This is a genomic window from Micromonospora sp. NPDC049301 (genome assembly GCF_040678715.1).
Lineage (GTDB): Bacteria > Actinomycetota > Actinomycetes > Mycobacteriales > Micromonosporaceae > Micromonospora.
In genome coordinates this window covers 1,289,123-1,307,633 of record NZ_JBFAQO010000001.1, presented here as the reverse complement: position 1 = coordinate 1,307,633, position 18,511 = coordinate 1,289,123, and the positions used below count along the sequence as shown (strand labels likewise).

At 65.8% G+C, this 18,511-nt stretch carries 13 protein-coding genes and 1 pseudogene; 3 read left to right on the top strand and 11 right to left on the bottom strand.

Translation table 11 applies throughout. The annotated features are described in order from the left end of the window. Positions 1–61 precede the first annotated feature (61 nt). Positions 62–658, bottom strand: a complete 597-nt coding sequence (locus tag AB0K07_RS06210) for a DUF429 domain-containing protein (RefSeq protein WP_363751334.1) — start codon at positions 656–658, stop codon at positions 62–64. 176 nt (positions 659–834) lie between these two features. On the opposite strand from AB0K07_RS06210, the gene AB0K07_RS06205 reads away from it, so the two are divergent. Together AB0K07_RS06205 and AB0K07_RS06200 are read left to right on the top strand one after the other, a co-directional pair. Beyond that, entirely contained in the window at positions 835–1,476 is a 642-nt protein-coding gene (locus AB0K07_RS06205) for a hypothetical protein (protein WP_363751332.1), read from the top strand. A 19-nt stretch (positions 1,477–1,495) separates the two neighbouring features. Continuing rightward, the gene (locus AB0K07_RS06200) at positions 1,496–2,776 is read left to right on the top strand and encodes a DUF6884 domain-containing protein (RefSeq protein WP_363751330.1); all 1,281 of its coding nucleotides are present in this window, start codon (positions 1,496–1,498) and stop codon (positions 2,774–2,776) included. A 304-nt stretch (positions 2,777–3,080) separates the two neighbouring features. Here AB0K07_RS06200 and AB0K07_RS06195 read toward each other — a convergent pair whose 3' ends face one another. Genes AB0K07_RS06195 through AB0K07_RS06185 form a run of 3 tightly spaced genes read right to left on the bottom strand, consistent with a single transcriptional unit; the run spans position 3,081 to position 3,855 of the window. Further along, complete coding sequence (locus AB0K07_RS06195) at positions 3,081–3,344, bottom strand: hypothetical protein (protein ID WP_363751328.1); 264 nt, start codon at positions 3,342–3,344, stop codon at positions 3,081–3,083. After that, the gene (locus AB0K07_RS06190; RefSeq protein ID WP_363751326.1) at positions 3,341–3,604 is read right to left on the bottom strand and encodes a DivIVA domain-containing protein; all 264 of its coding nucleotides are present in this window, start codon (positions 3,602–3,604) and stop codon (positions 3,341–3,343) included. Before AB0K07_RS06190 ends, AB0K07_RS06195 begins: the two co-directional genes overlap by 4 nt. After that, positions 3,601–3,855, bottom strand: a complete 255-nt coding sequence (locus AB0K07_RS06185) for a hypothetical protein (protein ID WP_363751325.1) — start codon at positions 3,853–3,855, stop codon at positions 3,601–3,603. The genes AB0K07_RS06190 and AB0K07_RS06185 overlap by 4 nt, the downstream gene beginning before the upstream one ends. Positions 3,856–4,220: 365 nt before the next feature. Here AB0K07_RS06185 and AB0K07_RS06180 point away from each other — a divergent pair, with 365 nt between their 5' ends. After that, positions 4,221–4,451, top strand: a complete 231-nt coding sequence (locus AB0K07_RS06180) for a winged helix-turn-helix domain-containing protein (protein WP_363751323.1) — start codon at positions 4,221–4,223, stop codon at positions 4,449–4,451. A gap of 225 nt (positions 4,452–4,676) precedes the next feature. Here AB0K07_RS06180 and AB0K07_RS06175 read toward each other — a convergent pair whose 3' ends face one another. The 7 genes and pseudogenes from AB0K07_RS06175 to AB0K07_RS06145 all read right to left on the bottom strand — a co-directional run bounded on the left by AB0K07_RS06175 (position 4,677) and on the right by AB0K07_RS06145 (position 18,509). Continuing rightward, a complete protein-coding gene (locus tag AB0K07_RS06175; protein WP_363751322.1) occupies positions 4,677–4,892 on the bottom strand; it encodes a hypothetical protein in 216 nt (71 codons plus the stop codon). 335 nt (positions 4,893–5,227) lie between these two features. Next, the gene (locus AB0K07_RS06170; protein WP_363751321.1) at positions 5,228–7,345 is read right to left on the bottom strand and encodes a hypothetical protein; all 2,118 of its coding nucleotides are present in this window, start codon (positions 7,343–7,345) and stop codon (positions 5,228–5,230) included. A 69-nt stretch (positions 7,346–7,414) separates the two neighbouring features. After that, entirely contained in the window at positions 7,415–10,789 is a 3,375-nt protein-coding gene (locus AB0K07_RS06165; RefSeq protein ID WP_363751320.1) for a Swt1 family HEPN domain-containing protein, read from the bottom strand. Between the two features lie 6 nt (positions 10,790–10,795). Further along, positions 10,796–13,300: a hypothetical protein gene (locus AB0K07_RS06160; RefSeq protein WP_363751444.1), complete on the bottom strand. Its 2,505-nt coding sequence runs from the start codon at positions 13,298–13,300 to the stop codon at positions 10,796–10,798. 30 nt (positions 13,301–13,330) lie between these two features. Continuing rightward, positions 13,331–13,576 (bottom strand): annotated as a pseudogene (locus tag AB0K07_RS06155) (DUF1156 domain-containing protein); the annotation flags it as partial. Beyond that, a complete protein-coding gene (locus AB0K07_RS06150; RefSeq protein ID WP_363751319.1) occupies positions 13,573–17,166 on the bottom strand; it encodes a helicase-related protein in 3,594 nt (1,197 codons plus the stop codon). The gene AB0K07_RS06150 and the pseudogene AB0K07_RS06155, both read right to left, overlap by 4 nt. After that, positions 17,166–18,509 carry an AAA domain-containing protein gene (locus AB0K07_RS06145; RefSeq protein ID WP_363751318.1) on the bottom strand — a complete coding sequence of 448 codons (1,344 nt, stop codon included), beginning with the start codon at positions 18,507–18,509 and terminating at the stop codon, positions 17,166–17,168. Before AB0K07_RS06145 ends, AB0K07_RS06150 begins: the two co-directional genes overlap by 1 nt. Between the last annotated feature and the right edge of the window lie 2 nt (positions 18,510–18,511).

The window sequence follows — 18,511 nt, the reverse complement described above, 5'->3', positions numbered from 1 at the left end:
GCAACCGGCGCGCCAAACCGAAATCCGGATTCGCGGCCGGCTCCAAGATCCGCCATCCGGATTACCCGTTCAAGGCTGCATGACGGGGCACTAGCTCCAGCCACGGTGCGGCCGCGCACAGTGCGGTCACGAGGTCTGCGTGCTGGACCTGCTGACCTCGTCCCTTGTAACCGCGGTGCGTCAGCCCCCAGCAGTTCAGTGCCGCCGCCGGGTACACCTCGACGATCTTGCCGCCGCCACAGCGATCGACGTCCTGCCCATCGGCGGCGAGCATTGCCAGCAGGCCGGCGCAGCGAAGAGCGGTGTGCGCGATGCGGTCCGCCGCCACGCTGAGCGGAACGATCCCGGTCTTCTCGCGCACCACCTCGTCTGTGAGGCGGTAGGCCATGCGACGGCGCCACTGTGCGCCCTCGCCCTCGCCTTCGGCGATGGTGACGTGACCGGACTGGTGGGCCGCCATGAGCGCGACGAACGGTCCCGGCCATCCGAGCGGGCAGTCCAGCCCGGTCTTGTCCGCGCGCTGGCTAGCCTTGACGATGCAGGCGTCGCTGACATCGAGTATCAGGTCCCGCACCACCGCGCGGTCCGACAGCCACTCGATCGCGGCCATCGCCGTGCGCTTGTCCGCTGCTGCGAGATCAACGCCGAGGGTCAACACCACAACCACACTAAATACGCCGGACCCGATCGGACATGATCCGATCGATGATCGTTGCACGACGTTCAGCTGTGGCGGCGCTCCTCCGCCCAAGCTGCGGCGGCTTGCTGCCCACGCCGAGGATGTCGCACAGGCCCGACACGATGGCTCCTACATTTACGGGAGGAAGGCGTCGGATGACTTCGATTGCAGGCGACACCGAAGTGGCTACGGTCATGGCCGAGCTGATCACGCGGCGGTCTGTCTTCCATTCGGAGGCCGACCTCCAGCACGCGTTCGCCCGGACCTTACACAGCCTGCGACCCTCGGTCGAGGTTCGGCTGGAGGTCAGACAATCCGGGGGCGAACACCTCGACCTGTTGTGCTTCGGACCGCACGGACGCACTGCCATCGAGTTCAAGTACTTCACCGCGCGGTGGGACGGTACCGACCCGACAAGCAGCGAACAGTTCCAGCTGCGGGCACACGCGGCCGACGACGTGGCCCGCCGCAACTTCATCTTCGATGTCGCCCGGCTGGAGGGATTCTGCGCTACCGATCCCACCCTGACGAACGGGCTCGCGATCATGCTGACCAACCATGAGGCGCTGTGGACCCCGCCCAGTCGATCACGACCCACTCGCGACCAGGACTACCGCATCCACGAAGGCCGTAATCTGACCGGCACGCTGCGCTGGGGCGTGGAAGGCAACTACTACACGGCCAACGAGCGGCATCTCACCGGCACCTATCAACTTGCCTGGAACGACTACACGAACCTCGAAGGCCGGAACGGGCAGTTCCGCTGGCTTGGCATCGACATCCGAGCGGCACGCTAATTCCGGGCAGGAGGCCCCAATGACGCAATGGACCGCGCTGAGCGAAGCCTTCGCAAGAGGTGAGCCGTCCGTTCGACTGACGTGGCCAGAACTCGACCACATGGTCGGCGGCCTGCCACCCTCCGCGGCACGACACCGCGCCTGGTGGTCCGGCGACCGCCCGCACGTCCGAATCTGGCGCTCCGCTGGCTACACGCTCGGACACCTGGTCCTCGGAGAAGAGATCACGTTCCTCCGGACGGCGCACCATGAAGACGCAACGGATCAGTCCGCTGCCCCCACCGATCGCCCGGACCAAGCCGCTCGCCCCAAACTCCTTCTTCTTGCCTGCGCGCAAACCAAGCTCGACGTGCCGGCACCCGCACGCCAGCTCTACACCTCTCCCTTGTTTCGCAAGGGGCGTACTTACGCCGAACATCTGGGTGTCCCATGGTTCATCCTGTCGGCCGAACACGCGCTCGTGACTCCAGACCAACTACTGACGCCCTACGAGCGGTACCTCCCCGACACGTCGGACAGCTACCGAGCCGCGTGGGGGCTCTGGGCGGTGGAACGCCTCGGCCTCCTCGCCGGCCCACTGAACGGACTCGTTGTCGAAGTGCACGCCGGGGCGGCATACGTCGGTGCCATCGCCCATCACCTGACGGCCAAGGGCGCCCACGTCGTTGACCCGCTGCGTGGCATGGCGATTGGAGCACGGTTGCACTGGTACGACGCACAACGGACGACCGATGCCGTCCGGCCCACTGCCGAGCCGGGCACCATGGCCGACAGCCTTGTCGAAGGCCTCACCACTGACGATGCCGCGATCACGCCGAAGGAATTCCTCGCCTTCCAGGGCGCCCACCTGAAGGTCCCTGGCCTCTACAGCTGGTGGGTTGACGAAACCGGTGCCGCCGATCTGTCTCGCGGGCTCCAACTTCCGATTCCACCCGGATTGATCTACGTAGGCCTGGCCGGGGCTACCCGATGGCCCAGCGGCAAGCGGTCCACGAACACACTCTGGTCCCGCATCGCCGGGATGCACCTCGGCGGAAACCACGAGTTCTCCACCTTCCGCCGGACGCTCGGCGCAATCATGGCGAACGCCGCAGGCCTCGACCGAATCGACGAGAACCACCTCACCACCTGGATGTACGACCATTTGAGAGTCATCACGGTGCCCTGCGACGACGCGGACACCCTCGGCAGACTCGAGGAAGCCGTACTGGGGGAGACGAACCCGATCCTCAACCTCAAAGGCATGCCTCGGACGACTATCCGGGCTCGCATCACGGAACTCCGGCGCAGGTACACCTGAAACTCCGTCTCCGCCGCGTCACGGCACAGCGAGGTGTCGGGGCTGAAGTTACCTCGGGTGGGTCGGCGGCGGGAATAATGCAGCTTGCGCTCCGGCGGCGAGTCGCGGTTGCCGTTCAGGTGCTCCCGGAGGCGATCCCGCAGACCCCGCCTGTTCCGGCCGACGTAGACGACCACCCCGCCGTCGAGGACCGCGTGCACCCCGGCGCCGGGGGCACGGGGAGCGCCGGCGACGGCTTCCATGGTGTACGGCTGGGGAGCCCGGCCAGCAGGTCGCCGTGCGCGGTGTCGGGCATCCCCGGACGCTATCGGCGTGGGCCCTCATCCGTGGCCCCGCACGGGCCGTCGTGGTCGTCGCGACGTCGGCAGCGGCCGGCCCCGTCGAGCTTGGCGTCACACCAGATTCGGGTACGCAGAAACTGGCGATCCTCCTCGCTGAGGGTGGTCTCGCCGAAGTCGATGGCGGTGACGTGGCCGAGCGAGTCGCGTAGGGCTGCGGCGAGGGTGGTGGCCTCGTCGAGGCTGGTCAGGGTGGTGGGAAGGTGGATGATCCAGCGGGGTGAGGTCATCGCTGCCACCGGCTGTTCGGTGAACCTGGATCGGTATGGCGGCAGCCGGTGTGCCGGGACTGCCACTGCCGCAGCGCCTGGCGGATGCGTTCTGCCTCGGTGTTTGCCGTGGTCAGGTCACGGTGCAGTCGTTCGAGTTCGTCGGCTATCCGGTTGAGGTAGTCGTGCACCTGGGCGGGGTCGAGGCCGCGCCAGCGGGTGTCGAAGGAGGCGACGCGGGCGTGGTGCGGGTGCAGGGCCTCCCCGGTCACGTAGATCATCGCTGCGACGCCTCCTGCTCGGCGATCAACGTGCGGATCTGCCGGGCGGTGAGGCCGCGTTGGTCGAGGACCCGGCGGCCCCAGCGGTACAGGCGGCAGGGGTGGGGTGCGCGGTCGTTGCGGCACCGCGGACCGTCGGGCCACTGCTCGGAGGCGTACACGGTGACCGCCTTGACGGCGAAGCCGATGTCTTCGGCGGTGACGTAGGGCGGTAGGGGTAGTTCGCCGAGGATCTCTTCGATCGAGTCCATGGCCCTCCTTGAACGGTTGTTGCGGCGCCGAGGCGGGCGGGGTCGGTCGGTACGACCGCGCGTCCGTAGCGACCGGAGCCCAGCACCCGCCCCGGCCTGCTAATGGACTGCGATCGGGTGCCGCGGCGGTTCTTCCTCCTGCACACGTTGCTGCTGGATGCGCCGGTGGACACGGCGCGCTTGCTTTGCGTGCCGGGGCGGCGACGCCGCGCCACCCCGGCACTGATCGGGCATCGGTGCCCGGACGAGCCGTTCTGGTGCCAACCCGATCGACTCAAGGGCAACCTATGTCACTAGGGGCTATAGGTCAACCACGAGGAGGGGGTGAGAGGATCGGACTCAGGTGCCAGCCCGAAAGGATCCACGTGCCCCCGATCCCGCTCAGCTATACCGACATCGCCGCCGACATCGCGGCAAGGATCAAGGCTGGCGAGTACGAACCCGGAGCCAAGCTTCCGTCGTACTCGCAGCTCGCCGACCTTTACTCCGTCTCCTTCTCGACGGCGGCTCGGGCGATCGCCCTCCTGCGCGACCGCGGCATCGTCGTCGGCGCACCCGGCCGCGGCGTCTTCGTCGCCGATCGATCGGGCAGATAACCCAAAAGTTGCGCGAGAGCGCCTCCGAGCTCTTGGCAGTCCCGTTCAGCTACCTCGAACGGCGGCCGCCCGGGCCAGCCGTGGGGAGACTTCACCCAGCACGCAGGCCCGCATCAGGAACTCCGGCGCCACACCATTGCCGGCCGACCAACCAAAACTGGCTGCCCGCCTCCGCCGATTCCCCGGAATCGGGCAGAAGCAGGCAGCCATGGCGGTGGATCGACGTCACTCGGCTGGGGGCGAACCGATCGCCGAGGCGACAAGGTCAAGCCCTTCCTGGGTCACCACAGCAAACCAGTCGACCTTCTTGCGCCGACCGCCGCCGGCCGTTTCGACGACCAGCTTGTCGGTCAAGGGGTGAACCGCGTCTAACAACGACGCCGGTACAGTCAGTCGGACGGTAACCGGGATCACTTCGCTCATCTCGCCAGTCAGCTCCACGAGGTCCTCTGCTGCCAGCGCCTTACAGAGCTTTACAGAGATCGGCCCGCTACGATCCGGGACGGCAGGGCCACCTCCATGGTCGAAGACGAGTTTCGCTAGACAATAGGCCTGCTCGAATGGCAGGCGTCGATCGACTACGGCGATCCTATGGGCAGCAACGTAGGCAGGTTGTCCGCCCGCTCGGGTAGTAGTCATTGGCATCTCAGCTGCTCTCTGTTGGTTGCGCCATGCGGACATCCTGTCCCGCGATTGCCTGTCGGGAGGTCCGCGGCGAAGATGGAAAAAGCGCCGCCAGGCTGCCCTTCGAGATGCTTAGCGGACGATCGCCCACGTCAGCTATAGCTTCCCGTCGGGAGGTGATCCCCGATGTAGCCGACGTAAACCTTGGCGGTCGCGCCGCCTGCGTCGTCATGGAAGTGGATCCGCGGACACGGCGTCCCGCCCTGCTGGATCTTGACGTGGCCAGGCATGTAGATCCGGGCGGCGGGATTCACCTGGCGCGGTATTCGGAAGGTCCGAGCCTCACGCAGCTTCGGCGAGGTGTTGGTGGTTTCGGATTCCTTCATGGCGACCCAGGTTGCGGGTATCGCCCGCGCGCCGGATGGTGGCGTCTGGCACCAGGCGAGGAACGAGTTCGACCAATCGTCGGCAGCCCGAGCCGCTGCATAGGCATCCAGTGCGATGAGCGCCTGCCAGACCTTGATGGCCCAGCGTTCGGCCTGCGGATGGACGTCGAGGCCAGCGGTTGCATCTGATGTAGCGCCGATCCGGATGTGCTTCAGGTGAATCGTGGCGAGCTCGATCACCTCAACGATGCTGGCCGGCGCTTCCGGCAAGGATTCTTCAGGAGTTGCCGTACCGACGGCATAGATTCCTTGGTTGGCCAGCTCCGTCTCAAGCCAGCGAACCCTGGCCTGCAGGCGCTCGCTGGTTCGTTCCGCGTCCGTCAGCTCAAGCTCCGTGATCTCCTGCTGGAGGCGGACGAACTCCAGCTCATCACGCGCCTGACGCTGCTCCTTCATCTGAGTCTCGAGAATCTCGATCTCGCTGTAGAGCAGTTCGGCTTCTTCCTCGACCTCACTAAGCTTGGTGGCGAGTTGGTCGTCAATTGCCTGCGGGGACCCTTGAGTGGAGTTGGTGAGCAGGGCTTGCGCGAATAGCTCTTGAAGCGCTACCCGCTCGGCCTCCACATCGGCGTAACTGCTGCTCGCAGTGGTGGCCCGGACGGAACGTAGGCCGATGCCGGCGGCTTCGAGCATGGACCGCAGGACGTGGTTCGCCGTCTGGCTTTCGACGCTGGCCGACACGGCGGGTGCGAGTCCGAGCGACTCGTCGATGCCAGGCAGGGCAATGGGCTCGGTGTCTGTCGGAAACAGCGCGGGCTGCCTGCCGGCCGGAGGAAGTTGTGCCGACCGGCGACGCTCCACCAAGTTCCGGTGGGCGGAGTTTCGGGCGAGGATCCGCTGCACCAGCGGATACGAGGCGGGCGGAGTACGGCGGCTGGAAAGCGAAAGCACCTGGTCACGAACGGCGTTGCTCGATCGGGCACCGAGGGCGCGCATGGTCGCTGCTGCGAGCACCCGATGCCGCCTCGGGAACGGCTCCATCGGGTGCAGACCCGGCAGATAGGTTCGCATGGCGCCGCCGTACACCTGCAGATGCGGGCCGACCTGACGAGAGAAGGAAGCTGCGGCAGCAGCGTCGGCGAGCTGTACCACCACAGCCACCCCAGCCACGTCTCGCGCCAACCGGCCGGCGAACCGCGCTTGGGAATCCGGTGACTGCGGGTCAGGGGTGAAAACGATGATGGGAACCCGGCGTTCTCGATCGAAGAGCCAGCCGCGCAGCTCATCGACGTGCCCCTCGGTGATGGTGAGGACGTCCGACGTCAGAGGCAGCGAGCCGTCCGTGCCCTCGACCGCTGCCAACAGGTCCCGCACGAGGCGAGGACTACCTGGTCGAACCGGCATGCGGCCTTCACCACGTCGGTGCTCAAGGTCCAGCCACACCCATGACCGCTCCGGCCACTGAGCCGGATGCTGATCCAGATCGAATAACGCGCCGCCTGTATCGGCCGGTTCGCCGAACAGAGACTCCTGCTCTATCACCGACGGCGCAGCGACCGTAAGCGAGGTGATCCACGTATCTCCGCTGGGCAGATGCTCCTCGAGACGCAGCGACGCAGCCTGCAGCCGGCGTCCCGAGGAGCGTTCGGCATAGGAGGCACCCCTGCCTGTGGCGATACGGCGTACGCCGTCCGCACCCGATGCCTCCGTTTTCGTACCGGCCAGCAACGCCACCGCGTCCAGGACAAGCCCTTTACTGCGTGCCCAGTCGCGAAATTGTTCGGCCGCCAGTCCCCTGAGATCGAGCGCGTGCGGAGTGAACTGGCTGCGGTAGACGAGAGATCGTGTTCCGTCGGCCTGCTTCGGCTCCCATCCGCTATTCATCCGCGGTCACCACGCTCCTCCGCGACAACGGGAAGGGACAGAGGCGCCTCCTACGCCGGGACACAGCGCTCAGTCCTTCTCGAAGCCGAACGACTGAAACTTCAGGGTGTTGGCGTTCTCCGTCACGATGCGCACCTTGTCGTCAGGAAAGCCATCCTGCTTCACGGCGGTGATGTGGACGTCGATCTCCAGGTGAGCGCCTTCGACCGCGGACAGATGCTGCAGGATCTCTTGAGACAAGCGGGTGAGGTCCCGACTGTACCGTTCAGGATCCAACCGCTTGACGCCAACGAAGCGCACGTTCTGAGGCGGCGCGGGGGTGGGCTCTGGCGGCTTCGGCCTGTCCTCCTCACCCCCCGTGGGCGTCGATTCCCCGTCCTGCCCCCCAGTGTCGGTGTCGGTGCCGCCTTCCGGTCCTGTCCGCTCGGGCCGCTCAGCATCCTCCTGTTGCTGAGCCAACGACGGCTGCACCAGCAGCGTGGAGTCGGTGATCTGTCCGAACCGACCCTGCGGCGGAATCGCTAGGCCTCGGTAACGGCCGTTCGCAGTGTCGAGCGCCTCGGCCAGGGCAAAGCCCTCACCTGTCCAGGCGATGTCATCCAGCCCGGCGCGAACCGCATCGTCAAGAACAGACCGGTCCCGCAGGCGGGTGAGGTACGGGTACTTGCGGTAGTACGACCACAGGTCACCCACCGACACGTGGCCCTTACCCCAGACCGAGGCCAGCGGCCCGTCAAGGTCCATCCGCACGTTGCGGGCACCATACGTGGTGGCGAGCAAGCCGCCTTGGCGCAGCTTGGCCGACACCCGGTTGGCCAGCCGGGCCTCCGACCCGTCGGCCTTCAACGGTTGCAGATCCGACGGGCGTGCCGGGTCCGGCTGGTCAGGCACGAGGGCCCAGATATAGGCCCCTGCAGCACGGAGGTCGACCGTGTCGGTTGCCGTCTTGCGGCGCCGCTCCGCCATCGCCTTCTGCTGAGCGGTCAGGTTCAGCTCGTCAATTCGGTCACAGATGTGACGCCAGGCGAGGAAGTCGCGGGTGGCGTCGGCCAGCTCCTCCATGCGCTTCTCGTCTGGGGCGAGGAAGACGACAGTGTTCCGGTTGGCCCGCTGAGCCGAACCGCGAGTGTCGAGACAGTGCTTGGCGAACCGCAGCGCCGCCGAGTCACTGTTACCCCGTGAGTGCGAGTACTGCGGGTGGAGGATGACAAGTTTCGCCTCCTCGGTGTCCGGTACCGCGGCGCTGTCCTCCGGGCATGTGTGCACAGCTGCGAAGTCGCCACGGTTCGACCGCTCCTTGCTGAGCCGGGTCACCAGCTCGGCCCACACCTCTTCGGGGTGCTCGCGGAGCCGGTCGGCGAAGTCCTGCGCCGTGCGGGTCACCGACGCTTGGGTGTCGTACCAGTAGCGCGCCCCATCGACATAAAGATAGGTGGCACGCTGACTCAACACCTCCAACGCTGAGCCGAAGTTGCCAACCGTATCTCCCGGCACGGCGACACCCAGCCAGACATGCTGCCGCTCGATGCCCTTGTGAGCGGTCTGCAGAGTGGGAGCCGAGCCAACGAAGATCGTCCGGGCAATGCGTCGGGTCAGCGCTCGGGCGCCGAAGGTGGGACGTTCCCCGTCGATGCGGGCGGGTGTGGCACCCTCGCCATCGATGTCGGCATCGATGATCGGCTTCCACGCGTCCGGGAGGTACTGGGTCAGCTCACTCGCCACTCGCGCGTCGTCGAGCGGAACGGAACCACCCATGATGAGCGGGCTGGCGTCCTGCCGGTTCCACAGCGCGTGAACAACCGTGCTCATAAGCCTCAGCACACCGCGTGTGCGCTGGAACCGCTCCAGCGTTGACCAATCCTCATACATCCGGTCGAACAGCTCCGGATGAATCGGGTACGCCCGCTTGATGCGCTCCTCGTACGCGATCTCTGCGCACTCGCGCGGGAATTCGCCGCGGTGCTCGGCATAGAACTGCACGAACTGGCGAGCAACGGCCCCGATGTGGGACTGCGCCGCAGCATCCGCGGGTTCGAACAGGCGCCGTCGCACGATCTCGAACGACTCGTACGCGGAGGCGGGCCGCCAGTGGTCGGCGACCCGGCGGACGACATTCTGCAGCCGGCGCAACGCCTCCCGGCCGTTCGCCCCACCGACCTCCAGATCACTACCCTCGTTCGTGTCCTCGCCCTGCCCGGAAGCGGTGTCTGAGGCGGGAATCGAGATGACCAGCAGCGCGCCCGGGATGGACTTGACCACCTCCGTCAGCGTCTGGGCGAAGGTGAACTGGGTGTCGAAGCTGCCCGCTGGCAGATCATCCTTGCCGTAGAGGCCACGCGCGTAGGCGACCCACTCATCGATGAGAATCAAGCAGGGTGTGTACGCGGAGATGAGCTGCCCGAGCGCGGCGCCCGGGTTGGTCGACGTCTGATCCGCCTCGGCGATCATGTCGTACGCGGCACGCCCGCCAAGCTGCCAAGCCAGCTCACCCCACAGGGTGTTGACCTTGGTGCCGTCCTTCTTTTTGATTGGCTTACCAGGCATTAGATGGGTGCCGACCAGGGCGACCCGCTTCACGTGCCCCTCACCGGGCAAGTCGACACCGAGTAACAGGTCCTGCAACTCCTGCGGGTACTCGCTCACCGGCCGACCGGAGAACAGGTGATACAGAGCCAGCATCGAGTGGGTCTTGCCGCCACCGAAGTTGGTCTGCAGGTTGATAATCGGGCTAGCGTTCATGTCGCCGCTGATCCGCCGGGCGGCCCGGCCGAGCAGGTCCTGAAGCCCCTCAGTGAGGTAGGTGCGCTGGAAGAACTCCACCGCATCTCGGTACTCGCGGCTAACGTCCGGGTTGCGGGTCGCGACGAAGTGCAAGTCGGCCGCGAACTCCGCGGCGTTGTACTGGCCGGCGGCGACATCACGATGAGGTGCGATGACCTCACGCCACGGCTTGAGACCCGTCCCGGGCACGTTCGGCGTCGCCGCAGCCTTGACGCTCTTGCGGGTCTCGGCCTCGTACACCGCACGCTGATGGTCCAGCCGAAGCTTGCGCACTTCCTCGGCCTGCTCTGCCGCACCGGCTGCAGTCAGCAGCCGTTCCATCGAGTCCAGTGACCGGTACGTGTCGTCAGGGCTGAATGCCGCATTGTGGGCCCATCGGTTACGCGTCTCCCGCAGCTCAGAGGCGAACGACTGCTCTACCCGGGAGAGTTGGTCCTTGAAGACCCGCCACTCCTCCGTCAGCATCCGCAGCTGCACCTGCGGATCGCTCTTGCTGTAGGTCTTCGTCGTGCCGTGCTTGGCCGCGTCGCGCGCCTCCAACACCTCAGCCCAGTCCCGGTCACCAGGCGTGGCCGCGCCCATCGAATCGTCGACGAACTTTTCCAGACCTGCCGCGAGGAGCTCGAATCCCTTACCAATCCGGTCGCGGTTGCTGATCGCCATGTTGGGCTACTCCTCGCCGTTGCTAAAGTCGAACTCGCCCTGAGCGGGCGGAGGGGTGAGCGAGCCGCCAGTGCGAGCGGCAGCAGACAGGTCGGACCACGAGGTGCCCAGACCGTTGAACAGCAGTGCGGTCTGGGTCCAGCCGCGCTTCTCGCAGAGGGAGAAGAGTAGGTACGCAAGCTCCTTCGCCGCGTCCAGATCCACTCGCTGACCGGCTGCGGCCATCAACCGAGCTGCCTCTTCGGCCCCCTGCGAATTGAGTGCCCCCGCTAGCCGAAGGACCACCTCCCACACGCTTATTCGGGCGTCAGTAGCTGGGTCCCAGTCATCGCTAAGCTCGTCTGGCTCTACGAGCCGGGCCCTGCCAGCTCGCTGCCGAAATACGCCACCTCTAATCAATCCATCCACGGACGTGTTGACGGCACGAGAAAGTGTATCAGCGGTCCCGGAGTCCGTTTCATTCCACAGAAATTGGCTGAACCACTTCACGCAGAACCGGGTATCTTCGTCGAAGTCGCCCTCTTGTTCGGACAACACCTCATCCAGTGCCCGGTTAATTTCAGCCAGCGCTGCTCGCACCGTCATGCGAGATCCGTCCGGCTCCACTACCTTCGAGTAGCGCGAGAATACCGACATGCCGGGCCCGATGGCTGCTTGAGCCAGGTCGACTGGAGCAACGCTTCCCTGTTGAAGTTCCCGAAGAGCTTGTGGCAGCTTAGCCTTCAGTTCACCGATGAACCCCCTGCGCGTTGTCATTCCACTGTCCATCGACCTGGGACGGCACGCAAGAACAACCGAGGAGGCCAGAGCATTCGTTCCAATACCTACGCTCCGCGCGGAACGTTCGGTTCGCATTGGCCAAGTGGCGGTTACAGTGAGTCCAGCCTCAATGAGTCCATTGAGCATGGTTTCCCACCCGGTGGAAGCCGTTCCATCTTCGTCGTCTTCGGCTTGCTTGAAGGCGTAAAAAACAGTGATCGGAGTGTCACCGTCTTGACCCTTGCGAATCTGCGTGAATGTGCGGATAAATCCCTTCTCGAAGTGGGACTCAGCTTTTGCTTTGTTGCCGCCGAAGCGATGCGGAGTGGCGATGAGCTCCTCGGCCTTGGGCGTCAACATCGTCCCTGTTATCTCCGGGTACACCGACCCTAGCGAGCGGCGCAGCCATACATAGAAGAAGTCGGAGAGATCCGCGTAGCCAATGTTGTCGTAGTAGGGCGGGTCGGTAGCAACGGCCGTGGCGGGAGGCATCACCAATGTCGACGCATCCTGCTGGTTGACCGAAGCCCCTGCACCGGGGTTCAGCTTGTCGAGAACATCCGCAATTGCTTTCGCTGCCGAACGCAAATCTCCTGCTGCGCCCGCGAAGGGATTTGCTTCGGCAAAGTCCCACAGCATAGGCAGGGCTTGCCTTGCGAAGGTACCCCGCGTAGCGCCGCTTCCGTGGGATGTCCTCCATCCAACGAGACTAGTGAGATCGTCCGAAACCGCGCTGACTAGAAAAGCGAGGTATGTAGCGACAGCATCGCCATAGCTCTCCGCCTCGGCTGGCGCCCTCCCTGCCGCCTTCGCATCTGAGACCACCACCTCACGCAGCTCGCGAACTAGATCACTAAAAGTTGCAAGGGCAGTCAGTTGTCGGTCGGTAAAAAGGTCCGAAAAATTCAGGAGACCAAAGGCCGGGGGTGAGAACCAGCGAGGATTGGTCGGCATCAGGCTATCCGGCACATCCTCAGGCCGCGTCACCTCCGCTGCGGAGAGTTGGATCTCCGATGGCTCTAGGTAGATGCGCTGCCGCTTGCCTTCCGCCGCAATCGCCAGCAGTCGCGTTCCCATGCGGCCAGCCACGGCCTCTTCTTTCACATATGCGTCTGTTGTGGTGTCTTTGCAGACAAGGCAATTGAAGCGCGCCCCGCGGCCTACCTTCGGAGGATCTGGAGGTCCAACCTTATCGACCTTGATCTCGAACTTAATCTGCTTCCCAGTGACGATAGGCTGAATCCAGGTCGGGCGGGCTTTGTTCTTGGAGAGCCACCAGGTGCTGGTCAAGGGGATCTCTGCAGCACAAGCAGGGTTCGGGCACCTAACGGTGCGAGCCCAGATCCAAGCGATCACATTGGTGATCGTGCCGTCTCGCAGCGTCACTTTGGGATAGAGGTGGCCGATCCGACTCTCTGCCTCAGAGCGCATCAGTTCGCCATAACGACGAACGTCCTCGGCAAGTCCGCTAACCCGGGGCCAAGAACCCAACCGCGAGCCGGCAGCGTGCGGGAACACAGGGCTCTCACCAGACCACCTGGCGGGCAATTCGATAAGGGCCTTGTTAATTAGGACGGCTACCGGGTTGAGGTCCGTTGCTTTTGCCTCCAGTCCCAACCGTTGCGCCTCAAGGGGGATCGATCCGCCGCCCGCGAAAGGATCAAGGATCGCTGGAGGTTTCCCATCGAAGCAGGCGGCGATCTCCCTGCGGGCTCGACGGAGCAAAGTCTCGTCTGTCGTGTTCTCCCACACGACCAACTCTTCGATGAGGTCGAAGAGGCGTCTCCGTTCTGCCGCTTGCTCCTTCTCGGTAGGGAACCTGTCTGGGTGAGACGATGGGTCATCGACGAGCTGGGCGAATAGCACAGCACGGCATGCCGCTAGTGGGCGACGGGCCCACCAAAGATGTAGCGTCGATGGATGGCCGTTCCTGACTGACTTCTCCCGCGCCGACTCCTTATTTATCGCCTCCAAGGGCAGTGCCACCTCGATGAGCTTGCGCTTAACCGGTCCTGCTGCGTCACTCATAGCGGCGCTTCTCCCTTATTCCACATGTCGTGCCAGTTGCCGCGGACGCCGTCCGCTGCGAAATTCCCGAAGTCGAATCCCTGGAACGGATCGAGAACGTAGCGCACGTCATCTCGATCCGATCCGTCCGGGTGGACGCTGACCAGCGCCAACCGGTAGCGCTCGGCGTTCTTGCCGTACAGCACCTCGTTGCGGGTGACGATGAAGTCCTCGGCGCCCAGGATGCGGCCCTTGACCTCGATGAAAACGTAGTGTCCGTCGGCGGTCAGCGAGCGGATGTCGTACCCCTTGTTGTTGTGGGGCATCTCAAAGGGCTGCCGGTCGAGCCACCGCTCGGCGGCCATGACGGCAGCGACGGCCCGCCGGTCTACCTCGGCGGTGTCCTTGGCATACGTCACGACTGGACGGTTGCGCTGCCCGGTCAACCGGTCGATGAGCCCTTGCGGCACGATAAGCGCGCCGCCAGCGACGACAGGCGGCAGCGGTCGCAATGCCTCGTCGGCGTGCAGGTGGGCTAGGCGCTGTTCTAGCCGGCGCTCCAGGTCACGAGCGCGACGCTGTGCGGTCTCCGGCTTGATCTTCAAACTGCGTCCGGCCGCTGCTTGGTCGAGCAGCTCCGCATGCCGGGCATCCCAGTAGTTGATCTCCTGGATGAGCCGCTGGCGCACCTGCGATCGGGTGCGCTCCACGACGTCGCGTACCCGCAGCGCTACCTCGGCGAGGTGGTCACTGATGCCGTGCTCCACGGCCCAACTCACTGCAACGTCTTCGGCTCCGCTGGCTAGCCAGGGTTCGTTGACTAGGCCAGCAAGATGCTGCGTCTCGTCTGGTGTCAGCGGGCGGTAGTCCAGATAGGGGGCCGGGCCCGCGGAGCCGGCCTGTCCGTCGGGGCGGATCTCGACAAACTCGAACCGCTTGGAGACCGTTCGGGCCGGCTCGTGGCCGTCGGTGATCTGCTGAGTGAGGGCTACCAGCAGCCGCGGATCCTCGCTGGCATCGCTGCCATCGACGAGAAAGGTGCCCTGCTTAAGCAGGGTGCCGTACCGCTCGACGACGATATCCACGACCGCGTCTAGCAGCGGGTGGCCAGGTGCGATCAGGTCCGCCTTCGGCTTGCCCGGCACCCGGACCAGCTCACGCTCGAAGCACACTCGCTCATACCGGCGCAGCACTGGAGCGCCGAGACCGATCTGCCGGTCGCGGTCTCGCGCAGCAGCCGGTACGTGGGTGACTTCGAAACGGCCCGCCTCGCGGGCCGACATGATGCCGCCGAGCAGGCGGAACGCCTCCGCGAAGAACGCCTGCACGTAGTGCGGTTGGAGCTTTCGGGCGCGTGCCTCCTCCATCCGTAGCCGCAGCTGCTGCACGTCCGTCTCGGCGAGTGTGTCGTGATGCAGGGCCCGTTCGGCCATCAGCTTGTCCAGACCAGCGCTCACTTCCGCGTCGATGACCTGGTCGAGCTTCGCCCGGACCTCCGGACGGTCGCCGTAGCGAATCGCCTCGACCAGCAGGTCGCGCAGCGGCCGGCCGTCGAACGCTTCGCCGAGGACGTCGAAGACCTTTCCTTGGTATGCGCGCCGCTGCTCCTCGATCTTGTCGAGCAGTCGCAAGAAGACGGCGCCTTCCCGGGTGTCGTCAGCGACCAGGTTCCACAGCCGGCATACCTCGGTCTGCCCGATGCGGTGGATCCGGCCGAAGCGTTGCTCGATGCGGTTCGGGTTCCACGGCAGGTCGTAGTTGACCATCAGGTGTGCCCGTTGAAGGTTGAGGCCTTCACCGGCAGCGTCGGTTGCCACCAGAACCAGGGTGTCCTTGTCCTGGGTGAAGAGTTCCTGGGCTGACCGGCGGGCCTCGCGTCGGACGCCGCCGTGGATAGCCACGACAGGATCGTCGCGGCCGAGCAGGTCGCGAATCTGGTCGACCAGGTAGTTCAGGGTGTCCCGGTGCTCTGTGAAGATAATGATCTTCCGTCGGGCTCCGTCCGCCTCATACATCGACTCCTCGTCGAGCAGCAGGCCACGCAGCTCGGTCCACTTCTTGTCGGTGCCAGCCCGGTGAACCCGGCGGGCCAGCTCCTCCAGATCCGCGAGGACGGCGATCTCGGTGTCCAATTCGGCGATGGTGCGAGCGGCGGAGGCGGCGTCGACGACGTTCTCCTCAACCTCCTCGCGTTCCTCGCCCGTGAGGTCGTCGAGGTTGTCGTCGGTGATCTCGACGTTGCGGCCGAGCAGCTCCCCGAGGCGGTGCTGCAGGGTCGACTCGCCGACGCCGCGCAGCTCGATCATCTGCTGCCGACGTTGCTCCAGCCGGCGCCGCCGCCGCTCCAAGGAGCGCAGGATGGCCTCAGGGCTGGACGCCAGGCGGCGCTGCAGGACAGTCAGGGCGAACCCGACGGTGTTGCCGCGCCGGCCGTCCCCTTCGACCTTGAGCTGCTCGGCCCGGTTCATCTCCTCCCGGACATACTGGGTGACCGCCTCGTAGAGGTCGCGCTCGCCTGGCGACAGCTGATAGCGCAGGGTCTCGGCCACCCGTTCGGGGAACAGTGGTTTGCCCTCAAAGGTGAGCAGTTCCTCCTTCACCATGCGGCGCATCAGTCCGCCGCTGTCGATCGAGTGAACCGCGTCGCGGTATCGACCTTCGAACCGGTCCGCGTCAAGTAACGCCAGGAAGAGCTGGAAGTCCTCCTCCTTGCCGGCGTGCGGAGTGGCGGTCATCAGCAGGAGATGGCGGGTCACCCGACCAAGCAGCCTGCCCAGCTCGTACCGCTTGGTGGTCTTCAGTTCGGCGCCGAAGTAGTGGGCCGACATGCGGTGAGCCTCGTCCACCACGACCAGGTCCCAGTCGGAGCGCTCCAGCTTCTCCTTCAGGTCTTCGGCCCGGGACAGCTGGTCCATCCGAGCAATCAGCAGGGGCGTGCGCTCGAACACCGACCCGTCGATGGCGGCGTCAATCAACGTTCGGGTCAGCAGCTCGAAGCGGAGGTTGAACTTGTCGAGCAGCTCCTCCTGCCACTGCTCTACGAGGCTGCCGGGCGCGACGATCAAGCAGCGAGCGAGGTCACCGCGGAGAAGTAGCTCCTTAATGTAGAGGCCGGCCATGATGGTCTTGCCTGCGCCCGGGTCATCGGCGAGCAGGAACCGCAGCGGTGTCCGAGGCAGCAGTTCGCCGTAGACCGCGTTGATCTGGTGCGGCAGCGGATCGAGGTCACTGGTACTGATCGCGAGCATCGGGTCAAACTGGGCCGCCATCCGGATACGCAGACCCTCCGCGGCCAGCCGAAACAGCGCCGGATCGCCATCGAAGGCGTAGGCGCGAGACGGCTCCGCGAGCGATAGTGAGGGCTCGTGGTCCCGGTAGAGCAGGCGATGGTCAACCCGACCACTGCCGTCTTGATAGGTCAGGGTGAGCGCGTTCGAGCCGTGCCACTTGACATCGACGACGGTGACGACGCCGCCGGCAACACCGCCCACCCGCGCTCCTGGTGTCAGCTCCTCGAGCTTGACCCCAAGCTGATGGACGCCCGGAGCGACGCTGCGCCATTTCCCGGTGCTCAAATTCGCTTCCCTCGATCCGCCCGTGTTGAGCGACACTATGCCCGCACCCGACGAGCCGCGAGGTGATGCAAGACTGCTTGGTTCGCCTCCCAGCCGTCGGGGAACTTGACCGGGACGTTGAGGTGGACGGGTTCGGCTGACGGGTGGGCGTCGAGCAGCTCCGCGATCCCCGCCCGCGCCACCACGATGCAGGCCTGCCGGTGCCGGGACGTCAGCACGCAGAGCCGTCCCGACTCCAGGTGGAATGCGGTCGCGTCCCGCCGCCCCGACAGCGGGTGCAGCACGATCGTCACGTCGTACTCCCGGCCTTGGAGCCGGTTGGCGGTGTCGACGGTGATGCCCGCTCCGGCCGCGCCGAGCTGCGCGCGAATGGCCGCCACCTGGTCGCGGTGCGCGGCCCCGATGGCGATCCGGTCGGCAGTGACCTGCGCGCCACCCGGCACGTGTTCCGAGACCGCAACCGCTCCCCGCTCCAGCACCCGGCGTGCCAGGGCCGCGCATGCCGCAGCCGCCTCCGCATCGGTCCGCAGCGTGTGCCGGGCCGGCAGCTCATACAGCGCCCATCCAGTCGCCGCCGCCGTCTCCACGGCCGCATCGACCGGCCCGTACCCGAACCCAGACGTGGTGAACGACAGCGACCGCTCGCCAGCGGTCGTGCCGGCCTGGAACCCGGTGAAGGGGTAGAACGCCTGGGCCACCACCGGCGCCGCCGAGGGAGGCAGTCGCCACGACACCGGGAGCCGGTGCACCGGCAGGTCGGAGTTGTGCCGCAGCAGCGCCACCACCGCAGACTGCATCGGGTCCCAGGTCAGCCCAATCCACCGCTCGGTGTCAACGGTGGAGAACGGGTCGAGCTGACCGGGATCACCGACGAACAACGCCCGCTCGAACCGTCCGGCCACGCGCAGCAGTGCGTCCGACCGCATCTGGTACGCCTCGTCGACGATCGCCCACGGCCAGCAGCCCTCGGACACCACGGCCCACTTCGCGGCCGTACCGATGATGACGGACGGGCCACCGAGGTCGGCGACCTTGGCGGCGACCCGGACGGTGGCGTACTGCTTGATTCGGTCGGTCGCCGTGTAGTCGGTCGCCGAGAGCCGCCCGATGTGCAGCTCCGGCGCCTTCTGCGCCAGGCGGTCGATCAGGTCGTCGACCTGTTCGTTGGTCTGCGCGATGACGATCAGCGGCTCGCCGGCGCGGGCCAGCTCGACGGCGGCGCGGACGACGAGGGTCGATTTGCCGGCCCCGGGAGGCGAGTCGACCACGACGCCGCGGTGCAGGCCGGCGCGCAGGTCGGCCAGCACCTCGGTGATGACGCGCTCGGCCTGAACCGACGGCGGGTCCGCCGGCGCGTCCGGCAGGAGCAGGGTGGTCATGG

Excerpts from the sequence above, each read along its gene's own strand:
- AB0K07_RS06170 (WP_363751321.1), bottom strand. The coding sequence starts at position 7,345 with ATGAATAGCGGATGGGAGCCGAAGCAGGCCGACGGAACACGATCTCTC.
- AB0K07_RS06200 (WP_363751330.1), top strand. The coding sequence starts at position 1,496 with ATGACGCAATGGACCGCGCTGAGCGAAGCCTTCGCAAGAGGTGAGCCG.
- AB0K07_RS06205 (WP_363751332.1), top strand. The coding sequence starts at position 835 with ATGACTTCGATTGCAGGCGACACCGAAGTGGCTACGGTCATGGCCGAG.
- AB0K07_RS06195 (WP_363751328.1), bottom strand. The coding sequence starts at position 3,344 with ATGACCTCACCCCGCTGGATCATCCACCTTCCCACCACCCTGACCAGC.
- AB0K07_RS06185 (WP_363751325.1), bottom strand. The coding sequence starts at position 3,855 with ATGGACTCGATCGAAGAGATCCTCGGCGAACTACCCCTACCGCCCTAC.
- AB0K07_RS06165 (WP_363751320.1), bottom strand. The coding sequence starts at position 10,789 with ATGGCGATCAGCAACCGCGACCGGATTGGTAAGGGATTCGAGCTCCTC.
- AB0K07_RS06190 (WP_363751326.1), bottom strand. The coding sequence starts at position 3,604 with ATGATCTACGTGACCGGGGAGGCCCTGCACCCGCACCACGCCCGCGTC.
- AB0K07_RS06145 (WP_363751318.1), bottom strand. The coding sequence starts at position 18,509 with ATGACCACCCTGCTCCTGCCGGACGCGCCGGCGGACCCGCCGTCGGTT.